This is a genomic window from Murinocardiopsis flavida (assembly GCF_003014485.1).
Classification (GTDB): domain Bacteria; phylum Actinomycetota; class Actinomycetes; order Streptosporangiales; family Streptosporangiaceae; genus Murinocardiopsis; species Murinocardiopsis flavida.
The window spans coordinates 46,174-67,344 of sequence record NZ_PYGA01000033.1 but is presented as its reverse complement, the minus strand read 5'-3'; the positions used below and the strand labels follow the sequence as shown (position 1 = coordinate 67,344).

16 protein-coding genes and 2 pseudogenes are annotated in these 21,171 nt (G+C 72.0%); 6 read left to right on the top strand and 12 right to left on the bottom strand.

Features of this window, described 5'->3' with window-relative positions; genetic code table 11:
- Window positions 1–678 precede the first annotated feature (678 nt).
- Genes CLV63_RS30310 through thrC form a run of 3 tightly spaced genes read right to left on the bottom strand, consistent with a single transcriptional unit; the run spans window position 679 to window position 5,066 of the window.
- Window positions 679–2,193, bottom strand: a complete 1,515-nt coding sequence (locus tag CLV63_RS30310) for a sodium:solute symporter family protein (RefSeq protein WP_394339820.1) — start codon at window positions 2,191–2,193, stop codon at window positions 679–681.
- Window positions 2,194–2,211: 18 nt separating this feature from the next.
- A complete protein-coding gene (locus tag CLV63_RS30305; RefSeq protein ID WP_106586665.1) occupies window positions 2,212–3,822 on the bottom strand; it encodes an N-acyl-D-amino-acid deacylase family protein in 1,611 nt (536 codons plus the stop codon).
- Entirely contained in the window at window positions 3,819–5,066 is a 1,248-nt protein-coding gene (gene thrC / locus CLV63_RS30300) for a threonine synthase (RefSeq protein ID WP_146165710.1), read from the bottom strand. The genes CLV63_RS30305 and thrC overlap by 4 nt, the downstream gene beginning before the upstream one ends.
- A 190-nt stretch (window positions 5,067–5,256) precedes the next feature.
- Here thrC and CLV63_RS30295 point away from each other — a divergent pair, with 190 nt between their 5' ends.
- Window positions 5,257–5,994, top strand: coding sequence for an IclR family transcriptional regulator (locus CLV63_RS30295; protein WP_106586663.1), 738 nt, complete (start codon window positions 5,257–5,259; stop codon window positions 5,992–5,994).
- A gap of 10 nt (window positions 5,995–6,004) precedes the next feature.
- Here CLV63_RS30295 and CLV63_RS33350 read toward each other — a convergent pair whose 3' ends face one another.
- Window positions 6,005–6,226 carry a hypothetical protein gene (locus tag CLV63_RS33350; RefSeq protein WP_146165709.1) on the bottom strand — a complete coding sequence of 74 codons (222 nt, stop codon included), beginning with the start codon at window positions 6,224–6,226 and terminating at the stop codon, window positions 6,005–6,007.
- A gap of 49 nt (window positions 6,227–6,275) precedes the next feature.
- Between CLV63_RS33350 and CLV63_RS34825 the strand changes: the two genes are divergently transcribed.
- Window positions 6,276–6,506: a hypothetical protein gene (locus tag CLV63_RS34825; RefSeq protein WP_245929205.1), complete on the top strand. Its 231-nt coding sequence runs from the start codon at window positions 6,276–6,278 to the stop codon at window positions 6,504–6,506.
- A 355-nt stretch (window positions 6,507–6,861) separates the two neighbouring features.
- The gene (locus CLV63_RS30285; protein WP_106586662.1) at window positions 6,862–8,670 is read left to right on the top strand and encodes an alkyl/aryl-sulfatase; all 1,809 of its coding nucleotides are present in this window, start codon (window positions 6,862–6,864) and stop codon (window positions 8,668–8,670) included.
- A 21-nt stretch (window positions 8,671–8,691) separates the two neighbouring features.
- Here CLV63_RS30285 and CLV63_RS30280 read toward each other — a convergent pair whose 3' ends face one another.
- The 3 genes from CLV63_RS30280 to CLV63_RS30270 form a co-directional block, all read right to left on the bottom strand.
- Window positions 8,692–9,375: a GAP family protein gene (locus CLV63_RS30280; protein WP_106586661.1), complete on the bottom strand. Its 684-nt coding sequence runs from the start codon at window positions 9,373–9,375 to the stop codon at window positions 8,692–8,694.
- Window positions 9,376–9,477: 102 nt separating this feature from the next.
- Window positions 9,478–10,617 (bottom strand): AI-2E family transporter, encoded by a 1,140-nt coding sequence (locus CLV63_RS30275; protein ID WP_106586660.1) that lies wholly within the window; start codon window positions 10,615–10,617, stop codon window positions 9,478–9,480.
- A complete protein-coding gene (locus tag CLV63_RS30270; protein ID WP_245929204.1) occupies window positions 10,614–12,380 on the bottom strand; it encodes a SulP family inorganic anion transporter in 1,767 nt (588 codons plus the stop codon). The genes CLV63_RS30275 and CLV63_RS30270 overlap by 4 nt, the downstream gene beginning before the upstream one ends.
- A 528-nt stretch (window positions 12,381–12,908) precedes the next feature.
- Here CLV63_RS30270 and CLV63_RS30265 point away from each other — a divergent pair.
- Window positions 12,909–13,169, top strand: a complete 261-nt coding sequence (locus CLV63_RS30265; RefSeq protein ID WP_245929202.1) for a lipopolysaccharide assembly protein LapA domain-containing protein — start codon at window positions 12,909–12,911, stop codon at window positions 13,167–13,169.
- A 195-nt stretch (window positions 13,170–13,364) separates the two neighbouring features.
- Here the strand turns inward: CLV63_RS30265 and CLV63_RS30260 are convergent, their stop codons facing one another.
- The 5 genes and pseudogenes from CLV63_RS30260 to CLV63_RS30245 all read right to left on the bottom strand — a co-directional run bounded on the left by CLV63_RS30260 (window position 13,365) and on the right by CLV63_RS30245 (window position 18,893).
- Window positions 13,365–14,366, bottom strand: a complete 1,002-nt coding sequence (locus tag CLV63_RS30260) for a DUF389 domain-containing protein (RefSeq protein WP_106586658.1) — start codon at window positions 14,364–14,366, stop codon at window positions 13,365–13,367.
- A gap of 218 nt (window positions 14,367–14,584) precedes the next feature.
- Window positions 14,585–16,051, bottom strand: a pseudogene (dnaK, locus tag CLV63_RS34820) (molecular chaperone DnaK); the annotation flags it as partial.
- Between the two features lie 57 nt (window positions 16,052–16,108).
- A pseudogene (locus CLV63_RS34815) lies at window positions 16,109–16,861 on the bottom strand (serine/threonine-protein kinase); the annotation flags it as partial.
- Window positions 16,862–17,020: 159 nt separating this feature from the next.
- The gene (locus tag CLV63_RS30250) at window positions 17,021–17,860 is read right to left on the bottom strand and encodes a hypothetical protein (RefSeq protein ID WP_106586656.1); all 840 of its coding nucleotides are present in this window, start codon (window positions 17,858–17,860) and stop codon (window positions 17,021–17,023) included.
- Between the two features lie 316 nt (window positions 17,861–18,176).
- The gene (locus tag CLV63_RS30245; RefSeq protein ID WP_106586655.1) at window positions 18,177–18,893 is read right to left on the bottom strand and encodes a hypothetical protein; all 717 of its coding nucleotides are present in this window, start codon (window positions 18,891–18,893) and stop codon (window positions 18,177–18,179) included.
- A gap of 40 nt (window positions 18,894–18,933) precedes the next feature.
- Here CLV63_RS30245 and CLV63_RS30240 point away from each other — a divergent pair, with 40 nt between their 5' ends.
- The gene (locus CLV63_RS30240; RefSeq protein WP_106586654.1) at window positions 18,934–20,124 is read left to right on the top strand and encodes a macrolide family glycosyltransferase; all 1,191 of its coding nucleotides are present in this window, start codon (window positions 18,934–18,936) and stop codon (window positions 20,122–20,124) included.
- 113 nt (window positions 20,125–20,237) lie between these two features.
- Entirely contained in the window at window positions 20,238–20,612 is a 375-nt protein-coding gene (locus CLV63_RS30235; protein ID WP_106586653.1) for a hypothetical protein, read from the top strand.
- Window positions 20,613–21,171 lie beyond the last annotated feature (559 nt).

Genomic DNA, 21,171 nt, shown 5'->3' with positions numbered 1-21,171 from the left:
GTTGAACTGGGCACCCGACAGCTTTGCCGCGCTGTGCCTCGCCGCGGCCGCCGGCGCGGTCGCCGTGGCCGCGCGCGGCGCGATCGCCCTGCGCGCCCCCTGACGGAAGCCCTGCCGCGGACCGTCCCCCCGGCCCCCGTGGCCCTGCAACCGTTGTGGGTGCCCAGCGCTACGCCGTGCTCGGCGCGCGCCAGGCGTGCGGGCACCGGCAAAGGTGGGAATACCGGCATAGGGCGCATTGACACCGGGCACCCCTCCCCGGCCGAAGGAGCGCGAAATGCCGCGGCTCTCCCTCATCCGGTACCCGGCACGCGGTATCCACCTCGACCCCAACCTCGACAACCTTGGAGTCGACGACGAACTCTGGCGCGAGCTGCGCGAACTCCCCGGCGGCCGCCGGCGTACCCTCACCCGCGCCGACCAGGTACCGATCTGCGAACGCTGTGTGGCGGCCGTGCGCGAACAGCTCACGCCCACCCGGCTCACCGAGTTCAGCACCGAACCGCGGATCAACCGGGTCCCCTGGAGCCTGACACGCAAGCGGACCTGGGAGCGGATCCCGCACGACCCCGCGCTGCAAATCGTGGCCGGCCTGGGACGGCTGGAGTACGCCCCCTGCCGCGAGTTCGCCCTCTGCCGCGCACGCCCGCACGAGGGTGTCACCATCGTCCGACCCTCCTATATCTCGCGTTCCTCGGGGGCGGTGGAGTCCTCACCGCGCAGGCGCGTTCCCACGTCGAGTTCGGCCCGCTCGGCCGCGAGCAGCCGCAGTGCCTCCGCATCGCTGATCCGCGTGCGCGGGGTCACCAGGCTCACCAGGATCCCGACGACCAGTGCCACGGCGAGCGACGGGATCGCCGGGTTGCCCCAGAACTCGGTGAGGCGGCCGCTGAGGTTGACGGCGGTCGCCGCGACCGCGCCGCCGATGATCGCGCCCAGGCCGCCCTGCCAGGTGGTGCGGCGCCAGAACTTGCCGAGCAGCACGGCGACCAGCAGGCCGGTGAGCACCGTCGAGATCATCGTCGTGATGTAGTCGATGATCGTCTCCGCCAGCAGGGCTCCCACCAACGCGAGCGACAGCACGGCGACCAGCGCGATCCGCGAGTGGACCACCATGTTCTCCGCCTTCGGAAGCTTCCCGGTGACCAGGTGGCTGATATCGCGCAGGAAGATCGTCACACCGGTGATCGCTTCGGAGTCTCCCGACGACATGGTCGCCGAGAGGCCCGCGACCAGGAGCAGCGCGCCGACCCACAGCGGGAAGACCTCGGTCGCGAGGTGGGGGAACGCCAAGTCGGGGTTTTCCATCCCCGGGCGCAGGGCCTGGGCGGAGAGGCCGACGATGGGGGGAGCGATTGCGAACACCGCGAACAGGACTCCGACCAGCGCGAAGCTCCGGCGCGCGGTCCGCGTACTGTTCGCCGAGTAGATGCGCTGCCGGTGGGACGGTGTGGCGAGCACCCCGACCGCGATCACGACCGCGAGCGAGATCGCCGGAACGATGCCGAGCGCCTCGACACCGAGGAAGGAGGTCGCCTCGGCGGGCGCGCCGGCATTGATCGCGCCGAAGCCGCCGACCTTGACCAGTGCGAGTACGGCGAGAATGGTGAATCCGAAGAACAGGATGGTCCCTTGGACCATGTCGGTGACCACGACCGCCAGGTAGCCGCCGATCACCGTGTACAGGCCGAAGCCGAGTGCGACCACGATCTTGGCGAGCGCCATGTCCATGCCGGTGAGGTAGGAGAGGTACAGCGCTCCGCCGAGGATGTGCGCGCCCAGCCAGCCGATCGTGGCGAGGAACAGGACGACGGCGACCGTTCCCTTGATCACACGGTTCGCCCCGTAGTAGAAGCTCATCTCCTCCGGGAACGTCATGAAGCCGTGGTCGCGTGCGTCGGCGAACAGCCAGAGCAGCAGGAAGATGCCCACGGCCCCGCCCAGACCGTAGAGTGCGCCCGCCCAGCCGTTCTCGTACGACAGGCTGACCGCGCCGAGGCTGGATCCGGTGCCGACCAGTGTGGCCAGTGCGCTTCCGGTGACCATCGGTAGGGTCAGCCGTCTTCCGGCGAGCAGGAAGTCCTCCCCGGTGCGGTTGCGGCGGGCCACCAGGATTCCCAGGCCGAGCATCAGTACGAGCATGCCGAGGAAGGCCGACAGGTATACGGCATTGGATCCGGCGATCATGTTCATGGGCCAACCTTCTGTTCGTCAGGCGGAAGGGCTCTTCTCGACCGGCAGGAACGCGCCCGCCGTGCTCTCGGTGGCGACACCGTCCATCGCCGTGAAGGCGCCATTGACCAGTACGGCGCGAATGTGCTCCGGGAATCGGCGCGGAGCCGCGAATGTCGCGTGGTCCTCGATCCGTTCGGGTTCGGCGACGACGAGGTCGGCCGCGGCACCCGGGCGGATGACGCCCCGCCCTGGGATCCCGAACCGCTCGGCGGGCAGGGCGGTCATCCGCCGCGTGGCCTCCTCCAGGGTGAAGAGCCCCCGCTCGCGGACGTACTCGGCCAGGATCCGGGCGAAGGTGCCGTACATCCGCGGGTGCGTGTACGACGAATGGACGGGCAGGCCGTCCGATCCGACCATGGACCACGGCCAGGAGAGTGCGGCCGTGACGTCGGCCTCGTCCATCTGGAAGAGGACGACGGTGAGTTCGCCGCGCTCCTCGGTCATCAGTCGACAGAGGCATTCCGCGGGGTCGGTACCGCGGTCGGCCGCCACGTCGGACAGCCGAGCGCCGTCGTAGCCCTCGTTGCCCGGTTGCCGGAACCCCGACAGCAGGATGCGTTCCGCCCCCAGCGCCAGGAAGTTGTTCTCCTTCTGCTCCCACGGCCGGTGCAGGATTTTTACGATCCGGGCCCGCTCGGCGGGCGTGTCCAGCAGTGCGAGCAGCCCCGGCACGCCCTTGGCGAGGGCCTCGCCCGGGAACAGCGCAGCGGCCGTCGTGCTGCCCGCCGTATAGGGGTAGACATCGGCCGTGATGTCGATCCCTTCGGCCCGCGCGCCGTCGAGCACGTCCAGGATCTCCGGCACGCGTCCGCGGTTGCGCGGCGACACCACCTTGAGGTGGCTGAGCTGGACCCTGGCACCGCTGCGCCGTGCGATGTCGAGCAGTTCCCGCAACGAGGCGATGACGTCGTCGCCTTCGCTGCGGATGTGCGCCGCGAGGATCCGGTCGTGCGCGGCGACGACGCGCGCCAGCGCCACCAGCTCGGCGCGGTCGGCCGCATCGCCGGGCGCGTACATCAGCCCGAGCGAGAGCCCGGCCGCACCCCGGTCCAGCGCCTCGCCCAGCGCGCGCTCGGCGCGGGCGAGCTCGCCGGCGTCCAGGGGCCGGCGGGCGTAGCCGGCGATCGATGCGCGCAAGGCCCCGTGCGGCACCAGTGCCACGGCGTTCGTCCGCAGGCCGGTCGTGCTCAGCCGGTCCAGATACCCCGGGAAGTCCCGCCAGGGAAGGGACTCCGGGAAGCGGCCGAGGATCGGCCCGGAATAGGACGCCTGCATGCGCGGATCGACGGCGACCGGCGCGCACCCGTGCCCGCAGTTGCCGACCACGTTCACGGTCACGCCCTGCATGACCTTCGGCTCGACGCCGCCGGGCCGCAGTAGCGCCAGGTCGTCGTGTGCGTGGACGTCGATGAACCCCGGGAAGACGACCGATCCCGCGATGTCGACGGTCCGGGCGTCGAGGCCGGGCGCGATACCGCCGACGGCGCTGACCCGGCCGTCCTCCACCAGGACGTCAGCCGGGCGGCGCCCGGCACCCGTTCCGTCGATGACCTCGCCACCGTGCAGCAGTACCCGATTCGATCTCACACCGTCATCCCTTCCGCTATGGCGGTGTGCGCCCGGAGCCGGTCGACCGCCTCGTCAGCGTCGGCGACCACGGGGCCGCCGACTTCGGCCCCGGTGGCCAGCGTCTTGGCACCGTGCCCGGTGAGCATGCACACGACGGTTTCGTCGGCGCCGATCGTTCCCCGCGCGCGCAGGGCCCGGACGGCGACCAGATCGGCGGCGGCGCCCGATTCGATGAGCAGCCCTTCGCGGTGAGCGAGCCGGTCCACGGCCTCGCCCGCCTCGGCGTCGCCGACCGTCGCCATGGCCCCGCCCGTCTCGCGCACCAGTCGCAAGGTGTAGGAGCCGTCGGACGGGTAGCCGCGCAGCGGATCGGAGATCGCCGAGATCCGGGTCCGCACCTCCTGCCACGGGGCGACCTCCGCGGCACCGCGGTCGAAGGCATCGGCGATCGGCGCGCAGCCTTCGGCCTGGACGCCGAGGATCCGCGGCAGCGCGGCGGCCTCGCCCGCGTTCCGCATCTCGCGGTAGGCGGTCACGATGCCGTGCACGAGCGGGCCGGCGCCGACCGGCACCACGATCCAGTCCGGGGTCTGAGCGAGCTGGTCGGCCAGTTCGTATCCGGCGCTCTTGAGGCCCGCGACGGCGACCGGGTTGACGTAGGTCGTGGTGAGGTTGATCCACCCGAAGCGGGCGGCCAGTTCCCGTGCCGCGCGGAAGGCATTGCTGTAGTCGCCGCGCACCCGCAGCACGATGGCGCCGTGCGCGCGGGCGATGGCGGCCTTGCCCGGTGGAACGGCCTCGGGCATCAGCACGATCGCGGGCAGTCCCGCTCGCGCGGCGTAGGCGGCGGTGGAGCCCGCCGCATTGCCGCTCGATGCGCACACGACGGCCTGCGCCCGTTGCCACACGGCCTGCGCCACCCCCACCGCCGTCGCCCGGTCCTTGAAGGACCCCGACGGGTTGAGGTGGTCGAGCTTGAACATCAGGTGCTCGACGGCGCACCAGCCGGCCGCCGCTGCCGCCGGGACGACAGGGGTTCCCCCCTCGCCCATGCTCAGCCACGCGGTGTCCGGGGTGACCGGCAACCGGCCCGCGTGGTTCCACATGCCGGGCAGCCCGGTGGGGCGCGGCAGGGGGGCGGCGGTGGGCGGGAGGACGACCGGCCCGCCGCAGTGGGCGCAGTAGTCCGGGAACGCCATGTCCTGGCCGCGGCCGCACATGGCGCACTCTCCGGCGGGTGCGGACGGTCCGGTCGGTGCCAACGCGTTCCTCCACGCCGCTCACTGACGCGCCGGGGTGGCCGCGGCGGAGCCACCACGCGATTACTTGCATATATTGCAAGTGACTTGCATATAATGGAGAGAATGTAACGACGCTATCTTTGTGGCGTCAAGGGGGCCGGTTCCCACGGGGCGGCCGCGCACCGGCCGGGCGTGCGGACAGGATGGGTGGATGAGTGAGAGCCTTCGGCGCGGACTACGGGTCCTCGCCGCGCTGGCCGACGAACCGGCGACCGCGAGCCGGGTCGCGGAGTCCCACGGCGTCAGCCTTTCGACGGCCGTGCGGCTGCTTCAGCTCCTCGTCGAGGAGGGCTTCGCCCGGCGCGACGAAACGGGCAGGTACCACGTCGGCAGCCAATTGCTCCAGGTCGCGTACCACGTTGTGGCCACGATGGACGTCCGCCAAGTGGCCGCGCCGAGCCTGCGCGCGCTCAACACGGAGACCGGTCAGACGGTGCATCTCGGCTACTTCGAGAACCCGACGGTCATCTACGTGGACAAGTACGCGGGGAACGCACCCGTGCAGATGTACTCGCGGATCGGCACGCCCGCACCGCTGCACTGCACTGCCATGGGCAAGGCGGTCGCCGCGTCCCTACCGGAGGCCGAACGAACCGCGCTGGCCGCGGGTCTCGACTACCCGGTGAGCACCGAGCGCACGATCACCAACGCCGCGGACTACCTGCACGAACTCGACACCGTCCGGCGGCAGGGCTACGCGCTGAACCTCGGCGAACACGAAGAGGTCGTCTCCGCCGTCGCCGTGCCGATCAGGCAACCGGACGGGCGCGTGCACTACGCGATCGACCTGGCCGTACCGAACGTGGTCGTGGGCGAGGACGAACTGCGTGCCTTCATCCCCCAGGTCCTCGGGACCGCGGCGGACATCGAACGCGCGCTCGGGTACTGAGCAGGGATCTTCAGGTGTAAACCGTGGGCGGGTAGCCGGGGTCGGCGACCGGGAGCAGGTGGCGGCTGGACCCTTGCAGCATGGTGGCCGGGCCGCCGTCAGGACGGCGCAGGATGGTGCGGGTGCCGCGCCCGCGTAGCCAGGCCCAGGTCAGGCGATCGCCCGGGCGCCGACCCGGGCGTCCGGTGTCGTGCGCGAGGCCGCGGGACGGGGGCGGCCGTGTCCATCGCACGCGACAAACCTGGCGACGTCGGCGGGCATCCTCGGGATACTGGTCGCCCATGGATGAGGTCGAGGTCGAGGTCGTCGTCGCCCATTCCGAGCGCGCCACTCTGCGCATCGGCGACGTGTTCCTGAAGGTGGACGCCGATCAGGCGCGCATCGACGCCGAGGCCGAGGTGATGGCGCTCGCGCCGGTCCCGACCCCGGAGGTCCTGTGGTGCAGGCCGCCTGTGCTGGCGATCGCCGCGCTCCCGGGGGCGACGCTCGGGACCCTCGGCGGGCCGGGGTGATGCCCTGTACGACCTCGCCACCTTCACGCTCGGACACGAGGAGCACCTCGACGACCTCATCGCCGGCTATGGCGCCGACATCGACCTCGACGTGATCCACGCGTGGTCGTCGTTGCGAAGCCTGCTGGCGGTCCGCTGGCTGAGCGAGCACGGCTTCGACCCCTTCGCGCCGGGCTGTGAAGTCGACGTGCTGAAATCCCGGATGTAGGGCTGCGCGGGCCCCACTACTGCGCATGTCCGTTACATGGCGATCCACTGATCCCTGGCCTGCGGCACCGCATCCAGGGCAGGTTTTTACCCGACTCCCCAGTTCAGGTCCATGGTCGGCGACGGGTCGATTTCTAGGATCTGGACCATGGCACTTCCTTCCTTCAGCGACCGCTCGGACTTCGACGACGCCGACCGCGGTTTCATCGCCACACTCGCCCCGGCGACTATCAGCGGCCCGGACGGCAACACGGTGTGGGACGGCGACGCCTACAACTTCCTCGACGGCGAGTGCCCCGACACCGCCAACCCCAGCCTGTGGCGCCAGGGCCGCCTCGTCGCCAAGCAGGGGCTGTACCAGGTCACCGACGGGATCTACCAGGTCCGCGGCCTGGACCTGTCCAACATCACCTTCGTCGAGGGCCGGACCGGGGTCATCGTCATCGACCCGCTGATCTCCACCGAGACGGCCCGCGCCGCCCTCGGCCTGTACCGGGAGCACCGGGGGGAGCGGGCCGTGTCGGCGGTGGTCTACACCCACTCCCACGTCGACCACTTCGGCGGCGTCCGCGGTGTCGTCCCCGACGGGGCCGACACCCCGGTCTACGCTCCGGCCGGCTTCATGGAGCACGCGGTCAGCGAAAACGTCTACGCGGGCATCGCCATGGCCCGGCGGTCCATCTACATGTACGGCGCCGAGCTGGCGAAGGGACCCGCCGGGCAGATCGGCTGCGGTCTGGGGATGACCACCTCGACCGGGACCATCTCCCTCATCCCGCCCACGGTCGACATCACCGCCACCGGGCAGGAGGAGGTCATCGACGGGGTCCGGGTGGTCTTCCAGATCACACCGGGCACCGAGGCGCCGTCGGAGATGAACTTCCTGTTCCCCGACCACCGGGCGCTGTGCATGGCCGAGAACGCGACGCACAACCTGCACAACCTGCTGACACTGCGCGGCGCGGTCGTCCGCAACCCGCACACCTGGGCGCACTACCTCACCGAGGCGGTGGCGTTGTTCGGCGACCGCGCGGACGTGCTCTTCGCCTCGCACCACTGGCCCACCTTCGGCCGGGCGAACCTGGTCGCCTTCCTGAGGGAGCAGCGCGACCTCTACGCCTACCTGCACGACCAGACGCTGCGCGGCATCAACAGCGGAATGACCGGCATCGAGATCGCCGAGGCCATGGAGCTGCCGCCCACCTTGGAGCGCGCCTGGCACGCGCGGGGCTACTACGGCTCGGTCAGCCACAACGTCAAGGCGATCTACCAGCACTACATGGGCTGGTTCGACGGCAACCCCGCGCACCTCTGGGAGCACCCGCCGGTGGAGTCGGCGAAGCGCTACGTGGAGTTCATGGGCGGCGCCGACGCGGTCCTGCGCAAGGCCGAGGACAGTTTCGCGGCCGGCGACCTGCGCTGGGTGGCGCAGGTGGTGAACCACGTGGTGTTCGCCGAGCCCGGCAACCAGGACGCGCGCGATCTGCTGGCCCGGGCCTATGAGCGGCTGGGGTACGGCGCCGAGAACGGCCCGTGGCGCAACTTCTACCTCCAGGGCGCCCAGGAGCTCCGCGGCAACCTGGCGGAGCAGTCCATCGACACCACCGGCCCCGACATGGCCGCGGCGCTGACCGTGGACCAGATCTTCGACTCCCTTGCGGTGCGGGTCGACGGCCCCGGCTGCTGGGACGAGCGGCTGAGCATCGACTGGACGTTCACCGACCTGGGCCAGAGCCGCCGGACGACCCTCGCCAACGGTGTCCTGGTGACCCAGCCCGTCCCCAGCAGCGGGGAACCCGCGGGGCTCTCGGTCGCCCTCACCGTGCCGCAGCTCCTCCAGGCGGTGTCGACCGGCGGCCTCGACGGGACCAGGACCGAGGGCGACACCGGCCTGCTCCGCCGGATCCTGGGCGCGCTCACCGAACCGGACCGGAGCTTCCCGATCGTCACACCCTGACCGGGCGCGCGCCTTCGCCGCTCACCCGGCGAAGGTGCGCAGGGCCTTGGCCAGGAAGACTCCGCCGAAGACGAACATGACGGTCATCGTCACCGCGTCGTTGTGCGCGGTGAGCCAGGAGCGCGCACCCTGCAACGCCGCGGCCCCGCGCGCACCGGTGGTCACGGCCGCGAGGGCCGGGACGAGCACGCCCAGGCTGCCGAGGACCGCGAAGACCAGCACGCCGAACGCCGCGGCGCCCGGGTCGATCCCGAGCGCCCCGATGGCGGTCCCCGCCCCGACGACCATGGCGAGGCTCTTCGGATTCAGCCCCGCGAGCACCGCGGCCAGCCCGAGCACCATCACGGGTGTGAGCGCGTCGATCCTGCCGAGCCATGCCGGTTGCGCCGGGTCGGCGGCGGGGCCGCGGGCGGTGTGGTCGCGGACGGTCTTCGCGGCCATGGCCAGCATCGCCAGCCCGGCCACGAGTTGAACGAGGCCCACCCACAGCGGCGGGTCGCCGTCGGAGGACCCGCCGCCGGCCCCGGTGAGCATGGCGACCAGGCCCGACAGCACGGCGACCGTGGCGAACCACCCCGCCACGAAGACGAACGCCCTCGCGCGCCCACCCGGCGACATCAGCAGCACGATCACCACCACGACCGGCATCGGCGCGGCGACCAGCCCGAACGTGAACGGGAGCAGTTCGGCGAGAGCGTCGAGCACGGGAACCTCCTGAGGACTCGGGACCACGCGGGTCGGGCCCGGCGTTGGGACGGGCGTTGGGACGGGGCGAGGCGGCGGGCGCGGCTCCGGCGGCCGCGGCGCTCACCCCTTCGCCTGCGGTTCGTCCGGGCGGCGCCTGTCTTGGACCGGCCATTCCGCGGCGAGCGCCCGCGCCATGGCCACGACCGGGATCGCGAACAGGGCGCCGAATCCGCCCGCGAGCGCGGCGCCCACGAGCACGGCGACGAACGAGGTGAGCGGGTGGATGCTCAGGGTCCGCCGATTGATCCACAGGGTCAGGCCCTGGTTCTCGATCTGCTGGTAGACGAGCAGGAACAGCAGGATCCACACGGCGTTGAGCGGATCCACGGCCAAGGCGACGAGCAGCGGCAGCAGCCCGGCGATGAAGGTGCCCACGGTCGGCACGAACTGCGAGACCAGGCCCACCCACACGCCGAGGACCAGGGCGTAGGGCTCGCCGATCAGCAGGAAGAACACGGTGTGGCACAGCGCCGAGATCGCCGCGAGCACCCCCCTCGACCCGATGTAGAGCGCCATCGAGTGCACGGCGAGCGACCAGGAGCGCTCGATCTGCGCGCGCCGCCCCTCCGGCGCCCAGGACGCGATCCTGCCCCTGATCCGCGGTCCGTCCATCGCCAGGTAGAACGAGAAGAACAGGACGGTCGCCGCCTGCGCGGCGAACAGGGCGAATCCCGATCCCAGGTTGACGACGCTGCCCGCGAGTCCGCTCGCGGCGCCGGAGATCGGCCCGCCGGGGTCGGTCACCGAGTCGAGCAGGCGGTCGCCGGAGAGGTCGACGTCGAACCGGGACGATGCGCCGTCCTTGAGGTCGTGCACGTATCCGGGCAGGGCTTTCAGCAGTGCCCCCAACTGCGCGACCAGGATGCGCCCCACGCCGAACACCAGCACCGTCGCGAGCAGCAGCAGCGCCGCCATGGCCGACGCGGTCGCCAATGGCCGCGGCCAGCGCCGCCGGGTCAGCCATTCAACGGGGGGTTCCAGGATGATGGCGACGAACACCGCGACGACGAGCATCGCGATGATGGTCCACGCGGTGTAGACCGCCCACGCCGCCAGTGCGGCCACCGCGAGGACCCCGACCACGGCGGCCGCCGCATGGACGACCGTGCGCTGGAGCAGCGGGTCGGGTGCCGCGAACCGGCCGCGGCGCGCTTCACCCGCATGCGAGGGGTCCGCCTTCGGCGGCCGCGCCGGGCTCACCGGTGCTCCCCAGGCGCAGAGCCGCTGTGCGCGCCGCGCCGCGAGTCCCGGGCCGCGCGCACGGCGTCCTCCACCGAGGGGTGCAGCAGGTCGGTCCGCCGCAACTGGTCGCGGACCTGGCCGAGGTCGCGGGCCAGCAGGAGCCGGCTCCCGTGGCGGTCGACCGACTCGGCGAGGCGGTCGACCATCCGGGCCGCTGTCGCGTCGACGAACGGGACGGCCCGCACGTCCAGCACCACGTCCCGCACGTGCCCGGGCAGGGCCGCGTCCACCACCCGGTCGTGCACGTACTCGGAGTTGGCGAAGTACAGCCCGCCTTCCACCCGAAGGACGCTCACCCCCGGTTCGGGCCGGGCGTGCTCGTCGCGTTCCCTATCGACCCACCGCGCAAGCCCGTCGTCGCCGGTCACCCGGCCGAGTTCGGCGATGTGCGGGCGTGAGGAGCGGCTCACCAGCAGCAGCAGGGATACACCGACCCCGATGAGCAGCCCTTTCAGCGTTCCCAAGAGCAGCACTCCGGCCAGCGCGGCCAGTGCGCCGAGGAAGTCGGAGCGCGCGGCCACCCCGTAGACACGCGTCGACGCCGGTGTCGCCAGCCGGTACAGGTCCCGAAGGGCCCTCAGGTCCACGAGGTCGAGCACCGCGGCGATCACCACGGCCGCCAGCACCGCCTCGGGCAGCTTCTCGAACAGCCCGGTGAGGAACAGCAGGGTGAGGACGGTCAGCAGGGCGGCGGTCAGACCCGAGACCTGGGACCGCGCTCCGGCCGCGCCGTTGACGGCGGTCTTGGACAGGCTGCCGTTGACGACCATCCCCGAGCACAGTCCGGAGGCCAGGTTCGCCCCGCCCAGGCCCAAGAGTTCCCGGTCGGAGTCGATGCGCGCCCCGGATTTCGCCGCGTAGGTGCGGGCGGCCCCCAGCCCTTCGGCGAAGCCGACCAGGGCGATACCGGCGCCCCCCGCGATCAGGGATGCGTACCCGGCCCGGTCGAGAGTGGGGAGGCCGAGGTCCGGCAGCCCGCTCGGCAGCGTGCCGACGATGTCCACACCGTGGCGGTCCAGGCCCAACACCCAGGTGGCGGTCACCGCGAGCACCACGACCACGAGGGACGCGGGCACCACCGGCAGCAGCCGCCGGAACAGCAGCAGCAGGACCAGGGCGGTCCCGCCCACAGCGAGCGTGATGGCGTCGGTCCCCCCGAGTCCGCTGAGGAACCCCCACACCTTTCCGAGGAACTCGCCGTCGCCCCCCGGGCCGCCCGTGAGCTTCGGCAGCTGGCCGACGATGATCGTCAGTGCCAGACCGACGACGAAGCCCTTGAGCACGGGCTCGGAGATGAACGACGCGACGAACCCGAGCCGGAGGAGCCCTGCCACCAGGGCGATCGTCCCGGCGACCAGGGCGAGCCCGGTGGTGAGCGCGGCGGTTTCGTGCGCGCCGCCCGCGAGGCCCGCGACGACGGCGGCCGACAGCAGGGCCGTGGACGACATGGGCCCCACCACCAGCTGCCGGGACGATCCCAGCAGCGCGTACAGCAGGAGGGCGGCGGGGGCCGCGTACAGGCCGACGATGGGCGGTACCCCCGCGATGGTGGCGTAGGCGATCGACTCGGGCACCAGCACCGCCCACACCGTCACTCCGGCGATGACGTCGCCGCGCAGCCACCGCGTCAGATCGCCGCGCAGGCCCGGCGGGGTCCACCGCGCGGAGGCGGGAGAACCGGCCGAGTGTGAGCTGCCGCGGCCCTGTACACGCCCGTCCACCGGTACCTCCATGGGTCGAGCCCTCGCGTGGCCGTCGGACTCCACACGACCACCCGGGCGTCCCGGGGACGAGGTCCGGGACCCCTCGTGTCGGAATGAAAAGGGCAAAGATTCGCTTGGCGGACAGCGGCGCCGACCCGAGAGGCGGTCTGAGCGGCGGTCCGGCGCGCGCAGAGCCGGAGTCCTGCTGAGGACGCCGCCGGCCGTCGACGGCGACGGTCGTGGTGCGAGGACGGCGATCCCGCTCGCGGCTCGCGCTTGCGCGTGGCCGCGCCTGTCGAGTCCTGGTGCGGAGTTGGCCATTCCCTGCCCAGGTGGAGCCGGGATCGGGGAAGAGGCGGTACAGCGTGCGCCCGGCCCGCGCGGAGGCGGGGTGACCGGCACGTCGGGCCCGGAGCGGTGCGTACACGGGGGGGGCGGGACCGGAGGGTCCGTCGTCCGAGACGGCCTGTTCCGCCGAGCGGACCGACCGCCCCGCTCCGGCGCACGATTCGGCGAACCGCGGTTCAGCGACGGCAGGAGGCAGTGGTGAACGGAGACAGGGCACCGGAGAAGGGCTCGTCCGCAGGGTCGTTCCCGCCGCGCATGTGGGTGGCGTTGATCCTGCTGGTCGTCGCCGTCGTCTTCGTGGCGCAGAACCGGGACGCCACGGAGATCCAGATCCTCTTCTTCGCGGTGGAGGCGCCGTTGTGGGCCGTCCTGACCGGCGCCGTCGCGCTCGGCCTGGTCATCGGGCTGCTCTTGCTGCCGTCGCGTGGCGGAAAGGACCGGAAGGCGCCGAAGAGGTGACGCGGTCGGGGCCGGCGATGCCGAAGAGGTGGTCGGCGGGTCCCGGAGTGCGTGCCGGCCGGGCCCTCGCCGCGCGCGGCCGACGCCTGCTCCCGCGCCGGCCGAACCTCGCGCGGTCCTCTGCGTGCGAAGGCCGCATCGGAGCACGGTGACCTCCGGTGCGTGCTCCGCGCTGCCGGGGCATGGGAAGGGTGGTCAGCCGCCGACCGGGCCGACGTCGAGGCGCTCGCCGTGCGTCGTCTTCACCACGACCACGATCTGGTCGGGGACCCGCCCCTCCAGGTCCGACCGGAGCGTGTCCACAGGGGGCGGGGACCCGTCGATGCGAACGTCGATGTGCATGGTCCGCGACGCCATGTACACACGGGTGACCGACGCGTCGGGCCGACCGGAGATCCACCGGTCGGCCGCCTCCTCCGCCCGATCGGTCCACGTACTGATCAGCACCGTGACCACGGTGTTGGCGGCCAAAGGCACGAGCACGAGCGTGAAGAGCACGCCCAGAACGACGCGCGCCTTGCGGGTGGAGCGCGTGTCCTCGTGCTCCGGAACGATGTGGTGCCCGGACGCGGCGAACACCACCATCCCCGCGAACACCAGAGCGAGCAGATTGGACAGGAAGAGCACCAGCGCCCCGGCGGCCGGCCACACCGCGCCCTGCCCCAGACACACCCCCGCCACCACCAGAGGCGGAACCAGCGAAATGGCGATGGCCACGCCGGGCAGGACCGCGGCCACATCGCGCCGGGCCAGGCCGACCGCGCCCGCCATACCGGTGGCCAGCGCGGCGACCAGGTCCATGAGGCCCGGCGACGTCCGCCCCGCGATCTGGCCGTTCCCGAGCAGTTCGTAGTTCCCGGGGACGACGAGGGAGAACACCGCACCGATGGCGACCACCAGCAGGCAGCCGAGGACGACCGTGCCGACCGCCCCGGTTCCGCGCTGCCGCACGATGCCCATGGCGATGTCCATGATGGGTGTGGAGAGCGGGGCGATGATCATCGCTCCGATCACCGTGGCCGTCGAGTCCGTCAGCACACCGCCGGACGCGACGACCGCGGAAAGGGCCAGCATCGTCCAGAACGCCGACTTCTTGCCCGCGCTGTCGCCCGACGACAGGTCCAGGTCGCGGGTGAGCTCGTCCGATGACCGAAGCTGCGCGGCCGGCAGGACGCGTTCGAGGACTCCACTGAGCATGGAACGAGTATCACCGTTGCCGCCCCGCGGACACCGGAGGCACAACGCGCGAGGTGCACACGAACGCGCCGGTACCGGCAGGTCCACGCTGGACCGGTTCGATACTCGGTGGCACGCCCGGTCGCCGCGAGGGCGGCATCGGCGCGCTGCCCGTGCGGGGGCGCGGCTCATTCCGTGTCGGTGTCGCTTGGTGCGGCGACCAGTTCGCAGCCTGCTCCGTCCGCATCCTCCACGCGGTCCGATGGTGCGTTCCCGACGGTGACGGACTGTTCGCGGCCGGTGCCGAGGTCCTTCGCCGTGACGGTGATGTTCTCGTGGGCGGGGATGTCGAAGGTGACCTCGATCCGCGGGACGCCGCGCGGCGACGGCGGCAGACCGGTCAGGTCGAAGACGCCCAGTTCCTCGTTGTGCCGAGCGGTGCGGCGCTCGCCTTGCAGGATCCGTATTCGGGCACGGTCCTGGTCATCCCTGGTGGTCGTGAAGGTCTCGGAGCGCTTGGTCGGGATGGTGGTGTTGCGCTCGATGACCTTGGTGGACACGCCGCCCTTGGTCTCGATGCCCAGCGACAGCGGGGTGACGTCGAGCAGCAGGACGTCCTTGACCTCGCCCTTGAGCACACCGGCCTGGAGCGCGGCACCGATGGCCGCGACCTCGTCGGGGTTGACGCCCTTGTTGGGCTCCTTGCCGCCGGTGAGCTCCTTGACCAGGTCGACCACCGCGGGCATGCGGGTGGACCCGCCGACCAGGACGACGTGGTCGATCTCGCCGACCCGGATCCCGGCGTCCTTGATGACCTGCTGGTACAGGGCCTTGGTGCGCTCGACCAGGCCGGCGGTCAGGCGCTGGAACTCGGCGCGGCTAAGCTTCTCGTCCAGGTGCAGCGGGCCCTCGGCCGATGCCGTGATGTAGGGCAGGTCGATGGCCGACTCGCCGGAGCTCGACAGGTCGACCTTGGCCTTCTCGGCGGCCTCGCGCAGGCGCTGCAACGCCGTCGTGTCTGTGGCGAGGTCGACGCCGTTGCTGTTCTTGAAGCGCTCCACCAGCCAGTCGACGACGGCCTGGTCCCAGTCGTCGCCGCCGAGGCGGTTGTCGCCGCCGGTCGCCCTCACCTCCACGACGCCGTCTTCGACCACCGCAAGGGAGGTACTGAGCGTGCCGCCACCGAGGTCGTAGACGAGGATCGTCGCCTCCTCCTCCTTGCCGAGGTGGTAGACGAGCGCGGCCGCGGAGGGCTCGTTGATGAGGCGCAGGACGTTCAGGCCGGCGATCGTCCCGGCCTCCTTGGTGGCCCGGCGCTGGGCGTCGCTGAAGTGGACCGGGACGGTGATGACCGCGTCGACGACCTCTTCGCCGAGGTAGGCCTCTGCGTCGCGCTTGAGCTTTTGCAGGATGAATGCGCTGATCTGCTGCGGGTTGAAGGTCTTGCCGTCGATCTCGGTCTTCCAGTCGAGACCGATGCGGCGCTTCACCGAGCGGATGGTCCGGTCGGCGTTGGTGACGGACTGGCGCTTGGCCGCCTCCCCGACGAGCACCGCACCGTTCTCGGCGAAGGCCACGACGGACGGGGTGGTGCGGGAGCCCTCGGCGTTGGCGACGACCGTGGGCTCGCCGCCCTCCAGGACCGCGACACACGAGTTCGTGGTACCGAGATCGATTCCGACCGGCCTCGATGAGCGCTCCCGCACGCCGTCCTGGACACGCCGGAGCCGTTCGGCGACCCGCCGGGCATCCTGCGGGCGCTCATCGGGGTCCTTGGCGAGAAGGCCGAGCAGGACGAGTTCGAGCTGTTCGGGGACATCGTCGCGGACCGAGGAGAGCGGCGGAGGGGATCCGGTCAGGTGCCCGTGGATGATGGCGGGCACCTCACCGGTGAATGGCGGCCGCAACGCCAGGAGCTCGTACAGGGTGCAGCCGAGGGCGTAGAGATCGATCCGGGAGTCCACCGGTCGTGGACCGAACCGCTCGGGTGCCATGTAGGGCAGGCTGCCGATCAATCCCCGAGTGAGTCCATGGGTGGCGTTCTCCAGCCACGCGATGCCGAAGTCGCAGATCTTCACCCGCCCATCCGGCAGTTCGACGATGTTGGCGGGCTTGATGTCGCGGTGGACGACACCCACCCGGTGTGCGGCGGCCAGCCCTTCGGCGACCTGGACACCGATGTTCACAACGGAGGCGACCCCCAGGCCGCGCGTGCGAAAGGTGAGTCTTCGGCCGAGGTCCTCCCCTTCGAGCAGCTCCAGCACCAGGTACACGTGCCCGTTGTGGCTACCGAAGTCGAACACCGTGGCGATCGACGGGTGGTCCAGGCGCGCGGCGGCGCGGCCCTCGCGCCGCAGGCGGGGCTCCAGGTTCTCGGGGTCGTCGTCGAGAACGAGTTTGACCGCCACGAACCGGTCCAGGACGAGGTCCAGGGCGCGCCACACCTGCCCCATACCGCCATGGCCGAGTCGGAAATCGAGCCGGTACCTGCCGTTGAGTACTACACCCTGCCGCATGCCCACCCCGTCCTGATCATGGGACCGATTGTGGTGCGGGAAGCGCCGTCAGGTAAGGGGGCGACGGGCTGAGGGCGGACGGGTGGGGCGCGCGACCGGACGCGGGCGGGCCGTGCGGCCGCGCTGCCGTGCGGCGTCCGCGGCGGCCCGCGCCCCATGTCATCGCGACGGCGGTCGGCAGGTCCAGGTGACGGGGAAGGCGGTGCCGCCGGAGTCGGTGGAGGTCCCCGCGACGACCTCGCCGTCGCGGCTGACCTCCGTCGCCAGCCCCACCTGGAGGGAGGCGTCCGAGGGGCGCGGCGCGATCGCCGGCAGCTCCGTGACCTCCTCGCCGTCCGCCATCGCCGGCATGTCGCCCTTGATCCCGTAGACCCGGCCGCCGCCGTCCGCGGCGCGCGCCTGGTCGAGGACCGTGCCGCCGGTTTCGTCGGCGTCGCGGTCGAACACCGGCCAGCGCGTCGACTCCGTCGCCTTCCAGTGAGGGCCGGACTCGACGTCCGGGGTGGCGTACTCACCGGGGGAGTCGACGTGCCACACCAGCGGTTCGAGGTCCTTCTGCTCGATGCCGTCGTCGAAAGCGACGGCGCCCAGGATGTGGCCGTCGTCGTTGATGGCGCTGACGGCCACGAGTTCGTGCCGACCGAGTTCCGGCACCCGGAGGTAGGTGAGCTCGCCGTCGTCGTACATCCAGGGCCGGTCGTCCCCGGTGCCCAGTTCGGTTCCGACGACGACCCCGGCGGAGTTGACGTCCTCGGGGTGGTTGAGACCGGGGATGCTGGCCAGGCTCCGGTACCTGCCGTCGTGCCACAGCACATCGTCGCGGCCGGCGTTGCCCACGACGTACTCGCCCGAGGCGCTCATCCCGGTCACCTCGCCGCCTTTGTCCGGGTCGCGGCTGTACTCCGCAGGGCCGGGCAAGGTGGCGAGCCGGCAGCCGGAGCGCGGCTTGGCAGCGGGCGGCCGCCAGTCCTGCGGGGGCCGGTGCCATTGCCCGTCCACGCGCCGGCTCTCGGCCGACTCAGATGCCGGCTCCGGGGACGACGGTGCGCAGCCCGATGCGGCCGCCGCGGCGACCAGGGTCGCCACCGCGCCCAGCGCGAGCGCGGGGACGGCCGACCGCCGTCCGCGCCATCGGAGCGCGCGCCCCGAAGGGGGCCGCCGGGGAGAGGGACCGCTGCCGCGAGATCGCCGTGTTTCCATGGTGACGCGTTGGACTCCAGTACGGGGGTGGCCGACCCGCCGACCCTACTTTCACGGCACCACCGGCACACCGCGCGCCGCACGATCAAGGCGCGGCCTCGCGGCCGCGAGGCCGTCAACCCCCGTCAGGTCCCTTGCCTCTCACGTCGCGGGCGAGCCGCCTGAGTTCACGCTTGTAGTACGGGGTACGGACCGCTTTGCGCACCCGGTCCAGTGTCGCCTGCTCCCCGTAGGCCGGCCACAGGGCGAACAGTTCGCCGTCGCGCCAGCGCATCGTGTCCTTGTCCGTCGCGGGGTCGACGGCGACGATGCGGTCCACGATCGCGCCGAGGAGCGGGGGGTCGCGTTCCGGGGCGTCCCCGGTCGCCGCGCGTACCGCCCGGGCGAGCAGGCTGAGCTCGTCCTGCTCCGGGAGGACGCCCGCCGCCTCGCCCTCCAGCAGGCGTTGCAGCCCTTCGACATCGTCCTCCGGAAGCGCGCTGAAGGAGTACCGCGCGAATTGGGGGCCGAGGCGCCTGTCGCGGGTGACGGCCAGGGCGGCTCGCCACCCCTCGTTCCGGGCGACGCCGATGACGAGCCTCCTCTTGAGGTCGGTCATCCAATCGCGCGACCGAACGGCGGCGTAGCGCTTCCAATCGGCGAAGAACCCCCGGACGTCTCCGCCGTCGGCGAGCACGGCCGCGATGTCGCGGTAGCCGGTCCACGAATACGCGCCGATCAGGTCGGCTTCGGCGCGCGCTCCCTCCAGATCGCCTGCCTGGGCCCGGTTCAGGACGAGTTGGCCGAGTGCACCCCTGTATTGTTTACCACTTAACCGTTCAGTGTTGTACATTAATGGTCGATGCCGGACGGTTGAGAGAGGCGCTGGAGAGATGTCCGCTGCACCGAAACGCCTGTTGTTCGTGGCCCTTGCCGGGCATGGGCATATCACCCCCACGTTGCCGCTGGTGGCGGAGCTCCGGCGGCGCGGATTCCGGGTCGACTACGCCACCGGGCCGGAGCACGCCGACGCGGTCGCGGCCGCCGGCGCCACGTGGGTGGCGCTGCCGCCGCTGGAACCGTTCACGCCGCCGGCCGAGATCGGCCCCGATGCCATCGCGGCGTGGTTGCGGCACTACTTCGCCGCGATGCGCGCCGCCTACCCGGTCCTGCGCGAGCGCTGCGCCGCCGAGCCGCCCGACGCCGTGTGCTACGACGAGACGAACTGGCCGGCCCGGGTCGCGGCCGCCGAACTGGGCATCCCGGCCGTGCGGTGCGTCCCCAACCTGGCCTCGAACGGGACCTACTCGGTGGACGACCGGTTGACCGCCGGAATCGCCGCCGACCACCCGGAGATGGCGGCGCTGCGTGAGGACTGCGCGCGGTTCTCCGCCGAGTACGGCGTCCACGTCGACTTCGCGGCCACGATGGACGTGACCGAGGCGCTGAACCTCGTCTTCGTCCCACGGGAGTTCCAGTTCGCGGGCGAGTCCTTCGACGAGCGCTTCCACTTCCTCGGGCCGCTGCTCGGCGACCGGGAGCAGGAGCAGCCGTGGTCCCCGCCCGGTCCGGCGGGCCCGGCGGACCCCGTCCTCTACATCTCGCTCGGCACGATCCTCACCGACCGGCCCGAGTTCTACCGCGCGTGCGTCGACGCCTTCGGGGACGGCCCGTGGCGGGTGGCGATGACCGTCGGCGGGCTCGACCCCGCCGCCCTCGGCCCCATTCCGCCCGCCGTGGACGTCCGGCCGTGGTTCCCGCAGCCGGCGGTCCTGCGCCACGCCGCCGCGTTCGTCTCGCACGCCGGGATGAACTCCACGATGGAGGCGCTGTACTACGGGGTCCCGCTGGTCACCGTCCCGCAGACGCCCGAGCAGGAGGCGAACGCCGACCGGGTGCGGGAGCTGGGACTCGGCGAGCGCCTGGACGCCGACGCCGCGACGGCCGACGCGCTGCGCGCCGCAGTGGAACGGGTCGTGTCCGACCCGGCGGTGCGCGCCAACGTCGAGAGCATGCGCCGTGCCGTGCGCGGCGCCGGCGGGGCCGCCCGCGGCGCGGACCTGATCGAGGCCCACCTCCGCTAGCGCACACCGCCTCCCGGGCCGGGGCGGCCGGGGGCGATCGGGGCCGGGAGTGGGCGGCCGGGGACGGCCGGGGGTGATCGGGGCACGCCGCGGCACCGTGAGACGGTGAGAGCATGGATCTGGAGACTGCTCAGCGTGCCACGCGTCGGGTCGGTGCGATCACCGCGGCCATCGGCGCGACCCTGGTGATCGCACCGACGCAGGCCGGCCGCGTGCTCCGCCTCGACGGCCACGACAACGCGCTGCGGGCCATCGGGGTCGCGGACCTCGTCCTGGTCCCCGGGTTGCTGGCCGGTCGGCACCAGAAGCGGTGGATGGCCGCCAGGGCAGGTCTCAACCTCGGGATCGCCGCATACTGCCTGCGCCTGGCGCGCCAGGAGGGGTCCACCACCGCCAAGGTCGCCGTGCTCGCCATGGTGGCCGCCACTGTTGCGGACGGCCGGACGTTCGCCGCCCTGCACCGCGCCGACTCGCACCGCGCCGCCTAAGCAGCGCTCCGCCGCGCGGACGGCCGTGGTTCCACGCCCGTCCCCATGGCCGCCGGCCGGTCGCGGGGCGCGACCGTGATCGGGGCCCGCCTCCGCCGGCGCGCACCGCCTCCTGCCCCGCGGGAGGACGGCGGCCCGCTCTTCCCGCTCCCGTCCCGGCTTGTGCGGTTCGCCCGACCGGGCTCCCCCTCTGCGGCCCCTGCCATCGGCAGGGGCCGCACCGCGTCATCGGGGAGCGGTCGGTACCGGCGGATCGTCCGGGCCCGGCCGTCGCCGTCCCGGCCCGGACGCCCCGCCCGCCGCGCTCCGCCGGGAGGCACCGCGCCGGAGCGGACGTGACGCCGATTCCTTGACTACCCCCCGGGGGTATGTTATTTCTATTCATATACCCCACAGGGGTATATGAATTCGGCGCAGAAAGGGACACGACCATGGGCGACTCCTGTCACCGCGAATCCGCTCCCGCGCCCGGCACGGCGGCAGCCGACCGAGCCGACGCCTAGGCGCAGCCCGCGCGATCCGCCACGGACACCCGTGGTGGGCGCGGCGCGGACAGCGC

Coding starts and splice junctions, on each gene's coding strand:
- CLV63_RS30310 (WP_394339820.1), bottom strand. CDS start 2,193: ATGAACATGATCGCCGGATCCAATGCCGTATACCTGTCGGCCTTCCTC.
- CLV63_RS30295 (WP_106586663.1), top strand. CDS start 5,257: ATGAGTGAGAGCCTTCGGCGCGGACTACGGGTCCTCGCCGCGCTGGCC.
- CLV63_RS34825 (WP_245929205.1), top strand. CDS start 6,276: ATGGATGAGGTCGAGGTCGAGGTCGTCGTCGCCCATTCCGAGCGCGCC.
- CLV63_RS30285 (WP_106586662.1), top strand. CDS start 6,862: ATGGCACTTCCTTCCTTCAGCGACCGCTCGGACTTCGACGACGCCGAC.
- CLV63_RS30260 (WP_106586658.1), bottom strand. CDS start 14,366: ATGCTCAGTGGAGTCCTCGAACGCGTCCTGCCGGCCGCGCAGCTTCGG.
- CLV63_RS30245 (WP_106586655.1), bottom strand. CDS start 18,893: ATGTACAACACTGAACGGTTAAGTGGTAAACAATACAGGGGTGCACTC.
- CLV63_RS30240 (WP_106586654.1), top strand. CDS start 18,934: ATGTCCGCTGCACCGAAACGCCTGTTGTTCGTGGCCCTTGCCGGGCAT.
- CLV63_RS30235 (WP_106586653.1), top strand. CDS start 20,238: ATGGATCTGGAGACTGCTCAGCGTGCCACGCGTCGGGTCGGTGCGATC.